12 protein-coding genes are annotated in these 16,140 nt (G+C 33.6%); 9 read left to right on the top strand and 3 right to left on the bottom strand.

All coding sequences use genetic code 11. The annotated features are described in order from the left end of the window. Positions 1-49 precede the first annotated feature (49 nt). Complete coding sequence (gene ileS / locus ACE01P_RS09125) at positions 50-3,451, top strand: isoleucine--tRNA ligase (RefSeq protein ID WP_379696513.1); 3,402 nt, start codon at positions 50-52, stop codon at positions 3,449-3,451. Positions 3,452-3,458: 7 nt separating this feature from the next. Beyond that, a complete protein-coding gene (locus ACE01P_RS09120) occupies positions 3,459-3,839 on the top strand; it encodes a TraR/DksA C4-type zinc finger protein (protein WP_110307084.1) in 381 nt (126 codons plus the stop codon). A 252-nt stretch (positions 3,840-4,091) separates the two neighbouring features. Here the strand turns inward: ACE01P_RS09120 and ACE01P_RS09115 are convergent, their stop codons facing one another. Continuing rightward, on the bottom strand, positions 4,092-4,472 hold the full coding sequence (locus tag ACE01P_RS09115; RefSeq protein WP_274254613.1) for a hypothetical protein: 381 nt from the start codon (positions 4,470-4,472) through the stop codon (positions 4,092-4,094). 33 nt (positions 4,473-4,505) lie between these two features. Then, entirely contained in the window at positions 4,506-4,862 is a 357-nt protein-coding gene (locus ACE01P_RS09110; protein ID WP_223710525.1) for a roadblock/LC7 domain-containing protein, read from the bottom strand. A gap of 181 nt (positions 4,863-5,043) precedes the next feature. Between ACE01P_RS09110 and ACE01P_RS09105 the strand changes: the two genes are divergently transcribed. The 6 genes from ACE01P_RS09105 (at position 5,044) to ACE01P_RS09080 (ending at position 14,898) form a co-directional block, all read left to right on the top strand. Continuing rightward, positions 5,044-5,259 carry a hypothetical protein gene (locus ACE01P_RS09105; protein ID WP_379696508.1) on the top strand — a complete coding sequence of 72 codons (216 nt, stop codon included), beginning with the start codon at positions 5,044-5,046 and terminating at the stop codon, positions 5,257-5,259. A gap of 119 nt (positions 5,260-5,378) precedes the next feature. Then, on the top strand, positions 5,379-5,975 hold the full coding sequence (locus ACE01P_RS09100) for a lipoprotein signal peptidase (protein ID WP_379696505.1): 597 nt from the start codon (positions 5,379-5,381) through the stop codon (positions 5,973-5,975). An 85-nt stretch (positions 5,976-6,060) separates the two neighbouring features. After that, positions 6,061-9,219, top strand: a complete 3,159-nt coding sequence (locus ACE01P_RS09095) for a UvrD-helicase domain-containing protein (protein WP_379696502.1) — start codon at positions 6,061-6,063, stop codon at positions 9,217-9,219. Positions 9,220-9,301: 82 nt separating this feature from the next. Further along, complete coding sequence (gene kbl, locus ACE01P_RS09090) at positions 9,302-10,495, top strand: glycine C-acetyltransferase (RefSeq protein WP_379696499.1); 1,194 nt, start codon at positions 9,302-9,304, stop codon at positions 10,493-10,495. Between the two features lie 113 nt (positions 10,496-10,608). After that, positions 10,609-12,072, top strand: a complete 1,464-nt coding sequence (locus ACE01P_RS09085; RefSeq protein WP_379696496.1) for an OmpA family protein — start codon at positions 10,609-10,611, stop codon at positions 12,070-12,072. Positions 12,073-12,135: 63 nt separating this feature from the next. Continuing rightward, a complete protein-coding gene (locus ACE01P_RS09080; RefSeq protein WP_379696493.1) occupies positions 12,136-14,898 on the top strand; it encodes a PD-(D/E)XK nuclease family protein in 2,763 nt (920 codons plus the stop codon). Between the two features lie 484 nt (positions 14,899-15,382). Here ACE01P_RS09080 and ACE01P_RS09075 read toward each other — a convergent pair whose 3' ends face one another. Further along, positions 15,383-15,526, bottom strand: a complete 144-nt coding sequence (locus ACE01P_RS09075; RefSeq protein ID WP_198855343.1) for a hypothetical protein — start codon at positions 15,524-15,526, stop codon at positions 15,383-15,385. A 273-nt stretch (positions 15,527-15,799) separates the two neighbouring features. Between ACE01P_RS09075 and ACE01P_RS09070 the strand changes: the two genes are divergently transcribed. Continuing rightward, on the top strand, positions 15,800-16,135 hold the full coding sequence (locus ACE01P_RS09070; protein ID WP_379696490.1) for a hypothetical protein: 336 nt from the start codon (positions 15,800-15,802) through the stop codon (positions 16,133-16,135). The last annotated feature ends 5 nt before the right edge of the window (positions 16,136-16,140 follow it).

The following is a 16,140-nucleotide window of genomic DNA, read 5'->3' as shown; positions in this document are numbered from 1 at the left end:
AATAGTTCAAAATTTCTTACTTTCGCACCTCGTTTAAGAAAAGGATAAAATGAGTACAAAATTTACTGAATACAAAGGACTTGACTTACCAACTGTAGCGTCTGAAGTTCTTGATTTTTGGAAGAAAGAAAATATATTTGAAAAGAGTGTAACAACTCGCGAAGGTGCTGAGCCTTTCGTATTTTTTGAAGGTCCGCCTTCAGCAAACGGATTGCCTGGAATTCACCACGTAATGGCACGTGCGATTAAAGATATTTTTTGCAGATATAAAACTCAAAAAGGTTTTCAAGTAAAAAGAAAAGCTGGCTGGGATACTCACGGTTTACCAGTAGAATTGGGTACCGAAAAAGAATTAGGAATTACAAAAGAAGATATTGGTAAAACGATTTCTATCGAAGAATATAACGAAGCGTGTAAAAAAACCGTTATGCGTTATACAGACGTATGGAATGACTTGACCGAAAAAATGGGGTATTGGGTTGATATGGAAGATCCGTATGTGACTTATAAACCAAAATATATGGAGTCTGTTTGGTGGCTTTTGAAACAAATCTATGATAAAGGTTTGTTGTACAAAGGATACACAATTCAACCATATTCACCAAAAGCAGGAACTGGATTGTCTTCTCACGAAGTAAACCAGCCTGGAGCTTACCGTGATGTGACTGATACTACAATTGTGGCGCAGTTTAAAACGTTGCCAGAAACTTTGCCTTCATTCTTGCAAGGTTTTGGAGATATCCACATTTTAGCTTGGACGACAACTCCTTGGACACTTCCATCAAACACCGCTTTGACAGTGGGTCCAAAAATCGATTATGTTTTAGTTAAAACTTTCAATCAATATACTTTTGAGCCAATCAATGTTATTTTGGCTAAAAACTTAGTTGGAAAACAATTCGGAAAAGGATTTTTCTTAAGTGAAGACGATGCTGATTTTGACAATGTGAAAAACGGCGACAAAAAACTTCCTTACAAAATCTTAACTGAAGCAAAAGGAAAAGATTTAGTAGAAATCCGTTATGAGCAATTATTGCCTTACGTGTTGCCTTATGAAAATGCTGAAAATGCATTTAGAGTAATCGCAGGTGATTTCGTTACAACGGAAGATGGAACAGGAGTAGTGCATACAGCTCCGACTTTTGGTGCAGATGATGCTAAAGTAGCAAAAGAAGCAAAACCAGAAGTGCCGCCAATGTTGGTTTTAGACGAAAACGGAACTCCAGTTCCATTAGTAGATTTACAAGGAAAATTCACTTCTCATTTGGGTGATTTAGCTGGTAAATACGTTAAAAACGAATATTATGATGCAGGACAAGCTCCAGAGAAATCTGTAGATGTTGAAATCGCTATTCGTTTAAAAGAAGAGAACAAAGCTTTTAAAGTTGAAAAATACGTGCACAGTTATCCACACAGCTGGAGAACAGACGAGCCGTTATTATACTATCCCCTAGATTCATGGTTCATCAAAGTAACCGATGTAAAAGATAGAATGTTCGACCTGAACGAAACTATCAACTGGAAACCTAAATCTACTGGTGAAGGACGTTTTGGAAATTGGCTTAAAAATGCCAACGATTGGAACTTATCTCGTTCTAGATATTGGGGAATTCCATTGCCAATTTGGAGAACAGAAGATAAAACGGAAGAAGTTATTATCGGTTCTGTTGAAGAATTGTACAATGCAATCGAAAAATCGATCGAAGCAGGTTTCCAAAAAGAAAATCCGTTTAAAGGATTTGAAATCGGAAACATGTCTGAGTCAAATTATGATTTAATCGATTTACACAAAAATGTAGTTGATGGACTTACTTTAGTTTCTGCTTCTGGGAAACCAATGAAGCGCGAAAGTGATCTAATCGACGTTTGGTTTGATTCTGGAGCAATGCCTTATGCACAATGGCACTATCCATTTGAAAACAAAGAAAAAATTGATGGCAACAAAGATTTTCCAGCAAATTTCATTGCAGAAGGAGTAGACCAGACTCGTGGATGGTTCTATACTTTGCATGCAATCGGAACTTTGGTTTTTGATAAAATAGCTTACAAAAACGTAGTCTCAAACGGTCTTGTTTTGGATAAAAATGGAATTAAAATGTCTAAGAGTAAAGGAAATACTATAGACCCATTTAAAACTATTTCAGAGAACGGTCCTGATGCTACACGCTGGTATATGATTATGAATGCAAATCCGTGGGATAACTTGAAGTTTGACCTTGAAGGAATTGCTGAGGTTAAACGTAAATTCTTCGGAACACTTTACAATACCTATTCATTCTTCTCGTTATATGCTAACATCGACGGATTTAAATACGAAGAAGCTGAAATTCCGTTAAACGAAAGACCTGAAATCGATCAGTGGATTATTTCTGAATTACATTCGTTAATCAAATTTGTTGACGAATGCTACGAAGATTACGAGCCTACAAAAGCAACAAGAGCGATTTCTGACTTCGTTCAGGAGAATTTAAGTAACTGGTACGTTCGTTTATGCCGTCGTCGTTTCTGGAAAGGTGAATATGCAAAAGATAAAATCGCAGCTTACCAAACGCTTTATACTTGTTTGCTTACAATCAGTAAATTGAGCGCTCCAGTGGCTCCATTTTTTATGGATAAATTGTATCGCGATTTAACAACTTCTACGGGAACCGAGGATTTTGCTAGTGTTCACTTGGCTGAATTCCCAAAATTTGTCGAAAACTTTGTTAATAAAACGTTGGAAAGTAAAATGCAGAAGGCGCAAACGATCTCTTCTTTGGTGTTATCACTACGTAAAAAAGAGATGATTAAAGTGCGTCAACCTTTGCAAAAGGTAATGATTCCAGTACTTGACGAGAATCAGCGTGCTGAAATCGAAGCTATTTCGGACTTGGTAAAAGCGGAGGTAAATGTTAAAGAAATTGAACTTTTAGACGATGCTTCTGGTATTTTGGTAAAACAAATTAAGCCTAATTTCAAAGCTCTTGGGCCACGTTTCGGAAAAGATATGGGTCTGATTTCTAAAGAGATACAAGGTTTTTCTGCTGAGCAAATCAATCAGTTGGACAAGCAAGGGACGCTAGATATTGTTATTGCAGGAAATAGTGTAACTTTATCACTAGAAGATGTGGAAATTACATCACAAGATATCGAAGGATGGTTGGTTGCTAATTCAAACGGAATAACAGTTGCGCTTGATATTACTCTTACCGAAGAATTAAAAAATGAAGGTATCGCTAGAGAATTAGTAAATAGAATACAAAACATTCGTAAAGATTCAGGATTTGAGGTTACGGATAAGATTAAAGTTCAAATAAAACGAGACGGTATTTTAGAAGATGCAGTTTCAAAAAATGAAGACTATATTAAGTCTGAAACATTAACAGATGAACTGGTTTTTGCTGACGTTTTAGAAAACGGCACAGAAATTGAGTTTGATGACATTAAAACCATTATATTAATTTCAAAATAGTTAGAAAATGATAGATGAAATTACAAGATACTCTGATGCAGATTTAGCAGAGTTCAAAGAAATAATCCAAGCAAAAATTAAAAAAGCACAAGAAGATCTTGATTTGATCAAAAGTGCGTATATGAACGATTTGAATAACGGAACTGACGATACTTCTCCAACTTTTAAAGCTTTTGAAGAAGGAAGTGAGACCATGTCAAAAGAAGCAAACTCGCAGTTGGCTATCAGACAAGAGAAATTCATTCGTGACTTAAAAAATGCTTTATTCCGTGTAGAAAACAAAACTTACGGTATCTGTAAAGTAACAGGTAAATTAATTGGCAAAGAAAGGCTTAAAATCGTTCCTCATGCTACAATGAGTATCGAAGCTAAAAACTTGCAAAGATAAAATTGCGTAGAAATACGTAAGAGAGAAAACGCTCCTTTTAGGAGCGTTTTTTTTTGTTTAACATTTGACTATATACGCTATTGCTGATGAGTTTCTTCTTTGAAAGAAATTATTTATAATTAATCAAAATAAATTTAAATAAAGCGTGTTGTTTTTTGTAGGAACTTTTTGTTTTGATTAGGATATTGTTTTTTAAATAAAAAAAAACCGCCTTAAAAATAAGACGGTTAGATAGATTGAAATTCAAGAAAGTTATGCTAGGTTTTTTTCAACGTCAGCTTTGTGTTTTCTTAAAATAGCTCTTGTCATGCCTAAATTAGCTTTTGAAGCATCTGCAGCCAAATAGATCATGAATTTTTTGTTTGGAGAAATATCGATAATGTGAATTTGATTAGAAAGTGTAATCAAAATATCTTCGATGTCTTGGTTTAAGTTTAATGCTTTTACGGCACTTAGTTTAGCTTTTACAACTTCTAGGTTATATGCAGCGGCAAGTTCTGGGTCAAAACTAGGATCAACAGTTAAATTTCCAAAACTTAATCCAGATTCAATTTCTGTTACTGCGACAGCGATAAAGCCGTTTACGTTAGTTTTCATTTCATTTAAAAACACGTTTAAAAAATCATTGCTCATAGTTCATTGGGTATTTGTTAATAGAATTTTATATTATTTCAATAGTGAATTTTTGCTTAATTCGGCAGAAACTTCTTCTGTAGAACGCATTAATAACGCAAGGTTGCTTCCTTCTCTAGAAAAAGCAACAATAAAGTTGGAGCCACTTATTTTGTTTCCAACAATTACGCCCTCAGCGCTTTTTAGGTATAATTGCTTTAAAGAGCCTTTTTCTAAATCAATTAAGAATTTTTCGCTCATAGATAAAATTGCTGCGCTCATAGCGGCGATACTGTCTCCGTAATCTAGATTCAGTGAGGTAATTAGTTTACCTTTTCCGTTTAATATTAAAGCGGCAGTAGATTTTGTGCTGACAAGAAAGTCATTTAGAGTAGTTGTGATTTCGTTCATGATTTTGTAGGATTTGCAAAGGAATGTTAAATTCAGTTCATTTGGTATTTGGTTTCAAAAAATAATTCTTGTTTAACCTAAACAAGTGTTAATTTTTATTAACAAATATAAATTAAATTATGTATCATTGTAGTACCAAATCAGTAATAATTTAAATTATTTACTACGAAAAACTTACATTATGGCTAAAGTATTGAAATTCAAAGAAGTAAACTCTGATGTAGAGCGCAGAATGAAAGATTTTGAAAAACTGCGCGTTAAGTTTAAAGCTGATGTAAAAAAGGGAGAAGCTAAGAAATTGGCGGCCGGAAAAGAAAGCAAAGGGATATTTAAGTCCATTTCAGAATTCTTTTCCGACAGTCCAAAAACACCAGCCAAAGCTGCCGTGAAAAAGTAAACTTTACGAGGTTTAGATTAGCAGATAAACTTGTTTAGTTTGTTACAAAAGAATTAACGCTCCTTTAGGAGCGTTTTTTTTGATTAAATTGTTATTTTTGCCCATCAAAAAATTATAAAATGTCATTACGAAAAGCGTATTTCCTTATATTCTTAGTTTTAATTGTTGATCAGCTTTCTAAAATTTATGTCAAAACAAATTTTGTCCTAGGCGAAGAATTTGTAATTGCTGATTGGTTTAGAATTCATTTTATCGAAAATGAAGGAATGGCTTGGGGTACAAAAATACCAGGTGAATACGGAAAATTAATTTTGACAGTCTTCAGAATCTTTGCTGTTGTCGGAATTGGCTGGTGGCTTTCTGATTCAGTAAAAAAACGTCATTCTAATTATTTAATAGCAGCTATCGCATTAATCTTCGCTGGAGCGGCAGGAAATATTATCGATTCTGTTTTCTACGGAGTTATTTTTGATGACAGCACACATAACTTAGCTACTATTTTTTCTCCAGTACCTTACGGAACTTGGTTTCATGGTTTGGTTGTAGATATGTTTTATTTTCCTATTTGGGAAGGTGAGCTTCCAACTTGGCTGCCGATTTTTGGAGGAAAACATTTCGCTTTCTTTAATGCTATTTTTAATGTTGCCGATATAGCAATTTCTACAGGTGTAGGTATACTTTTGGTTTTCAATAAAAGAGCTTTTCCAAAACACTAAGTTTTATCGATTTCTCAATTTTATTTGATTTTTTAATTAATAGTGCGCTAGAAGTGCTATTTTTACGATATAAAAAATCAAAACTATGCAAAGTCCGTCTTTTTCCATTTATGATGCTTCTGCGGGATCAGGAAAGACTTATACTTTGGTAAAAGAATATTTAAAAATTATTCTTTCTTCACCAAAAAACGATGCATACCGAAATATTTTAGCGATTACTTTTACCAACAAAGCGGTTCATGAAATGAAAAGCCGTATTGTTGGTAATCTATCTGAATTTGCGAAAGACGATCCGTCTCCAAAAGCAGTAGATTTAATGGAAGATCTGTCTCGAGATACGGGGCTTTCGGTCATTAAAATTAAAACCAAATCGCAACAGATCATTAAGCACTTGATTCATAATTATGCTGCTTTTGATATTTCTACCATTGATAAATTTACCCATAAAGTTATTCGTGCTTTTGCGCATGATTTGAATCTTCCGATGACTTTTGAAGTCACTTTGGATACTGAAAATTTATTGGTCGAAGCGGTTGATGCTATTATTGCGCAAGCAGGTGAAGACGAAACATTGACGAAATTGCTCATCGATTTTACAATGGAAAAAACTGATGATGACAAGAGTTGGGATGTTTCGCGCGAGATTCTCGATACGGGAAGGTTGGTATTAAATGAGAATAATCGAAACGAAATTCTACATTTTCAAGACAAAACAATCGAGGAGTTTGTTGAGATTAAAAAGAAAATGCAAGCGCTTTGCAAAGAACTGGAAGAAATCAACGAAGGTTTGGCAGCGAAAGCAATTGAATTAATTGATAAAAACGGAATTGATCCAAAATCATTTTCAAGAGGAACTTTTCCGAATCATTTAGAAAGTATTCGAAGCGGAAAATTCAATCCAAAAAATAAAACCTTTCATGAATTTGATGATATTGCGATTAATAAAACGGCAAAAGACCGAGCATTAATTGAAAATATTATTCCAGAATTACTTCAGATATTAAAAGAGGTTTATCAAAATTTCGAAAAAAGAGATTTTTATAAAGCTTTCTTGAAAAATATTACACCACTTTCTTTGCTAAATACGGTGAGTAATGAGCTTGCTAAAATTCAATCTGAACAAAATATTTTATCGATTTCAGAATTCAATGCAATTATTCATCGCGAAATTCAGAATCAGCCAGCGCCTTTTATTTATGAGCGACTGGGAGAACGTTATCGAAATTTCTTTATTGATGAATTTCAGGATACTTCAGAAATGCAATGGCAGAATTTAATTCCGCTAATCGATAACTCACTTTCTGGTTTGGACGATTTAGGAAACAAAGGAACTTTGATGATTGTTGGAGATCCTAAACAATCTATTTATCGTTGGCGTGGAGGTAAAGCCGAGCAGTTTATTGAATTGAGTAAAGATGTAAATCCTTTTAATAATCCAGACAAACAGCTCAAACATTTAAATACCAATTACCGAAGTTATAGCGAGGTGATTGAGTTTAATAATGCTTTTTTTAAACTGATTTCGGCAGAATTTTTAAATGAAGATTATAAGGATTTGTATGAAAATCATAGTTTTCAAAATACGAATTCGAAAAAAGGCGGTTATGTAAATGTTTCTTTTCTTCCTATCATTGATAAAAATGAATTTGCGGATGAAGAAGAAGTTGTAGAGAAATCTGATTTATACGTTTTAGCAACTCTAAATACAATTCAGGAAGTAGTTAGGCAAGGTTTTGAATATAAAGATATTGTAATTCTGACTAGAAAAAGAGGTCAGGGAATTGCCATTGCCAATTATTTGACAGAACAAGGAATTCCGTTATTGTCTTCTGAAACTTTGATGATTCAAAATGCATCAGAAGTTCGTTTGATCATTCATCTTTTAAGATATTTAAATAACAGTGCCGACTTAGAATCAAAGGCTAATTTTTTGCATTTTCTTTCTTCGACAAAAGATCTATCAATGCCAGTGCATGATTTTATTGCTAAGGGAATGAGCTACAGATTTGAAAAAGAATTTGAAGAATGGCTTATGACTTTTGATGTTTCATTTTCTTTTGAAGACGTAAGAAAGAAATCTTTGTATGAAGCTGTGGAAATTATCATTTCTAAATTTATTCTTCCGTCTGAAGGAAATGCTTATGTGCAGTTTTTTCTGGATATTGTTTTAGAAAGAGATATTAGAAATCAATCTGGTGTTGCAGACTTTTTAGTTTTCTGGGATAAAAATTCGGAGAAGTTTAGTATTCCGTCTCCAGAAGGAAATAATGCCGTTCGAATTATGACTATTCATAAATCGAAAGGATTAGAATTTCCAGTCGTAATTATGCCTTTTGCGGATGAAGATTATAATCGAAAACCAAAGGATAAATTATGGTTGGATACTGAAGAAATAGATTTAGGAGTTCCAAAAGCTTTGGTTGATAACAGCAGTGCTGTTGAGAGTTTTGGAGAGAGTGCATCGGCAGTTTTTAATTTGAAAAAACAAGAAGAACTTTTAGATAATATAAATGTGCTTTACGTTGCTCTAACTCGTGCCGAAGAACAATTATATGTTATTTCTCAATCGCTAAAAGCCAAAACCGACGGCGAATACCCGAATAATATGGCTTCTTTTTTTATTAAATTTTTGATTAATCAAGGATTCTATGATGAAGAAAAATTGAACTACGAATTTGGAAATAAAACGAGGCTTTCAAAGGCTTTGAAAACGGTTGATACTGTAAAATCAATTCCGGTTGTGAGAGAAGTTTTAAATCCGAAAAATATTAAAATCGCACAGCGAGAAGCTTTAATGTGGGGAACTCATCAGCAAGAAGCTATTTCGTATGGAAATATTGTTCATGAGATTTTGGCTTTCGTTAAAGATAAATCAGATGTTGATTTGGCGGTAACAAAAGCATTAGAAAATGGCCTGATAACTTATGATCAAGTTGATCAAGTTTTGCAGACTTTAAAAGAAATTGTAAACCATACGGAACTGAATATTTGTTTTGATGGAAAAGATATCGTTTTAAATGAACAGACAATTGTTCAAAAAGAGGGAAGAATTTTAAAGCCCGACCGAGTTGTGTTTTTGGAAAACAAACAAGCGTATTTGCTAGATTATAAAACAGGAGCGGCTAATGCTAGATATCAGCAGCAGATTCAGGAGTATCAAGACGCAATTGAAGATTTAGGATATACAGTTTTGAAAAAAGCCTTGGTGTATATTGGAGCGGAAATTGAAGTGATGAATTTGTGAAAAAATTAATCAGATGTTAAAGAAAAAACGAAGCTTTATATTGGTTAAGCTGTTAATTTTTAACGTTTTAAATAAATAAAAAATGTACGGTAAAATAAAAGAACATCTGCAGAAAGAATTGCAGACAATTGAAGAAAATGGAATTTTTAAGAAGGAGCGTATTATTACTTCTCCTCAAGGCGCAGAAATCACAATTTCTACTGGAGAAACGGTGTTGAATTTTTGTGCTAATAATTATTTAGGACTTTCATCGCATCCTGAAGTAGTGCAAGCGGCTAAAGACGCAATGGATACACATGGTTTCGGAATGTCATCTGTTCGTTTTATATGCGGAACTCAGGATATTCATAAAACATTAGAGAAAAAAATTGCTGATTTTTATGGTACAGAAGATACGATATTATATGCGGCGGCTTTTGATGCGAACGGTGGAGTTTTTGAACCTTTATTGGGAGAAAATGATGCAATCATTTCAGATAGTTTAAATCATGCTTCTATTATTGATGGAGTTCGTTTGTGTAAAGCGGCTCGTTATCGTTATGAGAATAGCAATATGGAAGACCTAGAGCAGCAATTGATAAAAGCAAATGAAGCTGGGGCTCGTTTTAAATTAATTGTTACCGATGGAGTTTTTTCTATGGATGGCCTTGTCGCTCCATTAGATAAAATTTGTGATCTTGCTGATAAATATGATGCAATGGTAATGGTTGATGAATGTCATGCGGCTGGTTTTATTGGAGCTACAGGAAAAGGAACCCTTGAAGCAAAAGGAGTGATGGGAAGAGTGGATATTATAACAGGAACTCTAGGTAAAGCTTTAGGTGGAGCAATGGGAGGGTATACTACTGCTAAAAAAGAAATCATCGAGTTGTTGCGTCAAAGATCTCGACCTTATTTGTTTTCAAATTCATTAGCGCCTGCTATTGTTGGTGCTTCCATAAAAGTATTCGAATTATTAGAAAAAGACACTACTCTAAGAGATAAATTAGAATGGAATACTGATTATTTTAAAGAGGGTATGAAAAAAGCTGGTTTCGATATTATCGATGGAGATTCTGCAATAGTACCAGTTATGTTGTACGATGCAAAATTGTCTCAAACAATGGCAAACGAGCTTTTGAAACAAGGTATTTATGTAATTGGATTTTTCTTTCCAGTGGTTCCAAAAGACAAGGCTAGAATACGTGTACAGTTATCTGCAGCACATGAAAAAGAACACTTGGATAAGGCTATAAATGCCTTCACAGTTGTCGGTAAAATGTTAAAAGTTATATAATTACCATATCTGTTAAATTTTTGTAGGTTTTTTTTAACATTTCATTTTGTATTTAAAAAATTTGGTGTTACTTTTGCTTGTAATTAACTAAATTGTAATTAAAAAAATTAAGTATGAAACATCTTAACAAACTTTTAGTTGCTGTATTGATGGCGATGGGTTTAAATGCTCACGCGCAAGACAGTAACAATCCATGGGCGATCTCTTTCGGGGTTAATGCTGTGGATACTAGAACAAGTTCAGGAGCTGGTAGTGGATTTTTTGATCAGCACTTCTCTCAGCCATTCGCTGTAAAAGACAACTGGAACATTCTTCCTTCTTTATCTTACATTGGTGTGTCAAGATATGTTGGTAGCGGTTTCTCAGTTGGTTTACAAGGATCTGTAAACAAAATTGATAAATATGTTACTTTTGATCCGAGTAATTCTGCTCACGATTCAAGAGGTAACGTTGTGTCTAATCCTGGTGACTTAATGTACTACGGAATTGATGCTACTATCAAATATAGCTTCCAAGAATTAATCAAATCTAAAGTGATTGATCCTTCGTTATCTGTTGGTGGTGGTTACACTTTCTTCGGAGATAGCAGTTTCGGAACTGTTAACCCTGGTGCTGGTGTTACTTTCTGGTTTACTGATGCTATTGGTCTTGAGTTAGCTACAAGATACAAATGGGCTGTTAGTGGTGATAGACAAGATGTTGCTGGTGCTCCAGATGCTCCATCTCACTTCCAACACACTGCTGGTTTAGTTTTCAAATTCGGAGGTAAAGATACTGACGGAGATGGAATCTATGACAAAGATGATGCTTGTCCAGATGTTGCTGGTTTAAAACAATTCAACGGATGTCCTGATACTGACGGAGACGGAATCGTTGATGCTTCTGACGCTTGTCCAGATGTATTTGGTTTAGCTGCATTAAACGGATGTCCTGATACAGACGGTGACGGAATCGCTGATAAAGATGATGCTTGTCCAGATGTTGCTGGTTTAGCTGCTTTAAAAGGTTGTCCTGATACTGACGGTGACGGAATCGCTGATAAAGACGATAAATGTCCTACAGTTGCTGGTCCTAAAGAAAACGGTGGTTGTCCATTCTTAGATGCTGATAAAGATGGTGTTGCTGATAAAGATGACGACTGTCCTACAGTTGCAGGTCCTGCTAGTAACAGAGGATGTCCAGAAGTAACTTCTGAGGCGTTAGAAGATCTTAAAGTTCAAGCTAGAGCGGTATACTTCAACTCAGGAAAAGCTACTTTCAAAACTGGAGACAAAGAAACTCAAGCTAGATTAGATGCTATTAAAGAAATCCTTAAAAACTATCCAAACGCGAAATTCTCTATCGAAGGACACACAGATAGTACAGGTTCTGCTAAAATCAACCAAAAACTTTCTGAAGACAGAGCTAAAGCTGTGTTAGATGCATTAGTTCAAAGAGGTGTTAACGCTGAGAACTTAGAATCTAAAGGATTTGGTTCTAGCCAACCAGTTGCAAGTAACAAAACTGCTGCAGGTAAAGCTCAAAACAGAAGAACTGAAATTAGACACATTGGTTCTAAATACCAAGGTAAACTATAATTAGTTTTCTAAATAAATATGAAAAGCCATTCTTAATTGAATGGCTTTTTTTATTTTTATCCTATGGTAAATACTTCTTTTCTTCAAAAAATTGCCTCTGTTGTAATTCAGGATTTTGCAGATAAACTTTCTGAAATAACTATAATTCTTCCTAATAAAAGGGCAAAAGTTTTTTTGATTGAAGCTCTTAAAAAAGAGACTTCAAAGACTATTATTGCTCCAGAAATTACAAGTATAGAAGATTTTGTTCAAGATGTTGCTTCAATTCGGTCGGTTGATTCGATCGAACTTTTGTTTGAATTTTATGAAGTTTATTTATCCATTACAGAAAAGAAACATCAGCAATCTTTCGAGTTATTTGCAAATTGGGCCAAAACGCTATTGCAAGACTTTAATGAAATTGACAGATATCTTTTAGATCCTTCACATGTTCTTTCTTATCTAAAAGATATTGAGGATATAAAAAGATGGGGGTTAGAAGTGGATCAAAAAACAAAACTTCTAGAAAATTATATTGACTTTTGGAAATTGCTCCCTTTGTATTATGAGTCACTATATAATCATTTGCTTTTTAAATCAATTGGTTATCAAGGTTTGATTTATAGAGAAGCGGTAAATAATCTTAATCATTTTTCGAACACTACTGGAAACCGCACTTTTATTTTTGCAGGTTTTAATGCTTTGAATGCAGCTGAAGAAAAAATTGTACAGCATTTACTCGCTTTGGACCAGGCTAAAATTTTTTGGGACGCTGATCAAACTTTCTTAAATGATCCGTATCATGATGCAGGTCTTTTTCTAAGACGTTTTAAAGAAAGCTGGAAACATTATAAGTCAAATGTTTTTGAATGGATTGTAGATGATTTTTCGCAATCAAAAAACATTCAAATTATCGGAACCCCAAAAACAATTGGGCAAGCAAAATTGGCAGGAAGTATTATTGAGGATTTGATAGATCAAAATCCTGATGCTTCATTAGATAAAGTTGCTGTTGTACTTGGCGAAGAAAACTTATTGGTTCCTGTCTTGTATTCGCTTCCTTCGTCTGTTGGGGCTTTAAATATTACGATGGGATATTCAGGAAAGAATAATCCGTCGCAGATATTTGTTGCTAAATTGTTTAAAATGCATACTAATGCGCTTTCTCGAAAAGGTGGCAGTTATGTTTTTTATTACAAAGACGTACTTGATATTTTGACTCACCCTTTGGTTGAGCCTTATGCGAACGCGCACAGGTTGGTGAGAATTATAAAAGAGAATAATTATACATTTATTACACATCATAAAATTTTAGAACTTCATCCTGAGCCTTCGATTTTTTTTAATTTGCTATTTGAGAAATGGGAAAATGGGTCTATTGCAGTTTTAAAAAATATTTCGGCTTTACTAATTGCAATTAAAGAACATTTTAGCAATGACAATGAAGAGGAAAAGATTGCAAAAGCTTTTGTTTATGGTGTTTTTAAAGTAATTAATAAGCTTATAAATTATTATTCAAAGCATCATCATATTGATAATATCGATACGCTTCATTCAATTTACAAACAGATTATAGATTTGGCAGAAGTGTCTTTTGAGGGTGAGCCATTGCGTGGTTTGCAAATCATGGGAGTTTTAGAAAGTCGTGTTTTGGACTTTGAAACCGTGATTATAACTTCTATGAATGAAGGAAAATTTCCAGCTGGGAAATCGCAGAATTCATTTATTCCTTATGATGTCAAAAAAGAACTTGGGCTTCCTACTTTTAAGGAAAAAGATGCTATTTATACCTATCACTTTTATCACTTATTGCAAAGAGCTAAAAATATTTATCTGATCTATAATACTGAAAATGATGGTTTGGATGCCGGAGAACGAAGCCGTTTTATTACACAGCTCGAAGTCGAAAAGAAGTTAAGGCATAATATTACTTTTGATATTTATAATCCTGAGCTTCCAAATACAGCTTATGAACCTATTTCTGTGCCGAAGTCTGAATTGGTAATGGAGCGTTTAAAGGAAATTGCCATCAACGGTTTTTCGCCATCAGCATTGACTAGTTATATTCGAAATCCGATTGAATTTTATTTCCAGAAGATATTGAGAATTCGTGAAGTAGAAGAAGTGGAAGAAAATATCGCTTTGAATACTTTAGGAACAATTATTCACGAAACTTTAAAAGCGCTTTATGAACCTTTTATAGGAAAATTTATTTCTGAGGATGATCTTTCAAATTGTTTTAAATTGCTGGATGACGAAGTTCTCAAACAGTTTAAATTAGTTTATAAAGAAGGCGAAATTAAGAAAGGAAGAAACCTTTTGGCTTTTGAAGTAGCAAAACGAAACGTTTCTAATTTCTTGAAAATGGAATTAGAGTCAGTAAAAAATAACGAAGCGATCCAGATTATTGCTTTAGAGCAGACTTATCAACGCGAATTTGTTCATCCGAAATTGCCATTTCCTGTTTTGATTAAAGGAAATGTCGATCGTATTGAGCGTCGGGACGGAAAAATTAGAATTATCGATTATAAGACGGGAAAAGTAGAAAAGTCGAATGTTGTATTGAAAACTTGGAACGGACTAACACAAGAGCTTAAAAACGATAAAATTATTCAGGTTTTGGCTTATGCTTTCATGTTTGAAAAAGAAGCGGGAGGACTTCCGATAGAAGTTGGGATTATTTCATTCAAAAACTTAAAGTCGGGTTTTTTGCCTTTCGGCTTTAAAGAAGAGAAAGATCTTGATGTTATAGTAACGCCTCAAATATTGAACTTTTATTTGGAAGAAATTGCCAATTTGCTAGGTGAAATTTTTGATGTGAATATTCCTTTTGAGGAGAAAATCTAAGTCTGTTTTTATTTAAATTATAATTTTTTAGACTTATTTAATTTCATTTGTTATCTGCATCAAAATCAGTTTGTTTAAATTTTTTCTGTTTTTCTATACTTTTTGTAATCTGTCGATAAACAAAAAGTATAATTTATTTGTGAGGGCGATTAGGAGAAATTCCTTTTAAGTTTAAAAAACAAAGATTTGTCTTTTAGAAAGTAGGGATGTTTTCTAGTTAAAATGACCTTTTTTGATCAATTAAAATTTGTATTAATGAAGGAGTCATTTTGTAATTTGTCTTCAGAATGATTGAAATTGCCTTTCGACTAATTAAAGAAAATTCTCAAGGAAAAAGAAAAATTACGGTTGATTTTGATTGTGAAAAAATAATCTGAAATAACAATAGATTTTGAAGTTTATATTTTGTAAGTTTCAGATAATCAATAAAAAAGCCGAACTTGTTCAAGATCGTCTCACAAGTTCGGCAATTTTTTAAGCGCTTTTAGCTGAATATTTTTTTGAAGAAACCCTTTTTAGATTTTTCTTCTGAAGTCGTGTTGTTAATGTGTCCGTTTTCAATACGAAATCTTCTAAACTTCTCCAGTTTGACATTTAAGTCAAAGCGTAATTCGTCAACAGTTTTCATTGTAATAAAATTTTTTTGCAAAACTATAGAAAAACTTTTGTCAAATGCAACAATCTGCAAATGTTAATTTTAGAAATGAGTTTTGTTAAGTAAAATGTTATGTTTTTAGTGTTATTTGCTTTTTATGTTAATTTTTTTTGCATAATTTTTGCAAAAAAACGGCAATAATTAAGTGATAAACAAAAGTGCGTCAGTACGTTATACTGCATCTTTTTTTAACAAGTGTTTATCGCACAATTGCCAATATTAAAATATCTTTGGCGCTTCCAAAACATGACAAATAAGAATATGATTGATTTACAAACACTGGTACAGGAGACTGGAGCAGAGTCTGGACTGAGTTTTAATATTGATGGCATCTTAAATGAGTCTGTAAATTTAGAATACGACGGAAATGTTGCTGCAATGATCGGAATGATTTTAAAGATGTGCCTTGAAATGTCTGAAGACGTTAACAATGGCGATCTTAAACAAGTTATGATTAAAAATAACGACGGAATTGTTGTGGCATGCAAAAATCAAGATGATGATTGCATCGCGTTGCTTTCTAAAGATTTAAGTAAAATGGGTCTATTGCTGAGAAGAATGGATTCTGTTTTTAACAACTAATTTAA

It is taken from the genome of Flavobacterium sp. HJSW_4 (assembly GCF_042436695.1).
GTDB lineage: Bacteria > Bacteroidota > Bacteroidia > Flavobacteriales > Flavobacteriaceae > Flavobacterium.
This window is presented reverse-complemented; position numbering and strand designations above follow the sequence as displayed.

Excerpts from the sequence above, each read along its gene's own strand:
- ACE01P_RS09100 (WP_379696505.1), top strand. The coding sequence starts at position 5,379 with ATGTCATTACGAAAAGCGTATTTCCTTATATTCTTAGTTTTAATTGTT.
- ACE01P_RS09120 (WP_110307084.1), top strand. The coding sequence starts at position 3,459 with ATGATAGATGAAATTACAAGATACTCTGATGCAGATTTAGCAGAGTTC.
- ACE01P_RS09115 (WP_274254613.1), bottom strand. The coding sequence starts at position 4,472 with ATGAGCAATGATTTTTTAAACGTGTTTTTAAATGAAATGAAAACTAAC.
- ACE01P_RS09070 (WP_379696490.1), top strand. The coding sequence starts at position 15,800 with ATGACAAATAAGAATATGATTGATTTACAAACACTGGTACAGGAGACT.
- kbl (WP_379696499.1), top strand. The coding sequence starts at position 9,302 with ATGTACGGTAAAATAAAAGAACATCTGCAGAAAGAATTGCAGACAATT.
- ACE01P_RS09110 (WP_223710525.1), bottom strand. The coding sequence starts at position 4,862 with ATGAACGAAATCACAACTACTCTAAATGACTTTCTTGTCAGCACAAAA.
- ACE01P_RS09095 (WP_379696502.1), top strand. The coding sequence starts at position 6,061 with ATGCAAAGTCCGTCTTTTTCCATTTATGATGCTTCTGCGGGATCAGGA.
- ACE01P_RS09075 (WP_198855343.1), bottom strand. The coding sequence starts at position 15,526 with ATGAAAACTGTTGACGAATTACGCTTTGACTTAAATGTCAAACTGGAG.
- ileS (WP_379696513.1), top strand. The coding sequence starts at position 50 with ATGAGTACAAAATTTACTGAATACAAAGGACTTGACTTACCAACTGTA.
- ACE01P_RS09085 (WP_379696496.1), top strand. The coding sequence starts at position 10,609 with ATGAAACATCTTAACAAACTTTTAGTTGCTGTATTGATGGCGATGGGT.
- ACE01P_RS09080 (WP_379696493.1), top strand. The coding sequence starts at position 12,136 with ATGGTAAATACTTCTTTTCTTCAAAAAATTGCCTCTGTTGTAATTCAG.
- ACE01P_RS09105 (WP_379696508.1), top strand. The coding sequence starts at position 5,044 with ATGGCTAAAGTATTGAAATTCAAAGAAGTAAACTCTGATGTAGAGCGC.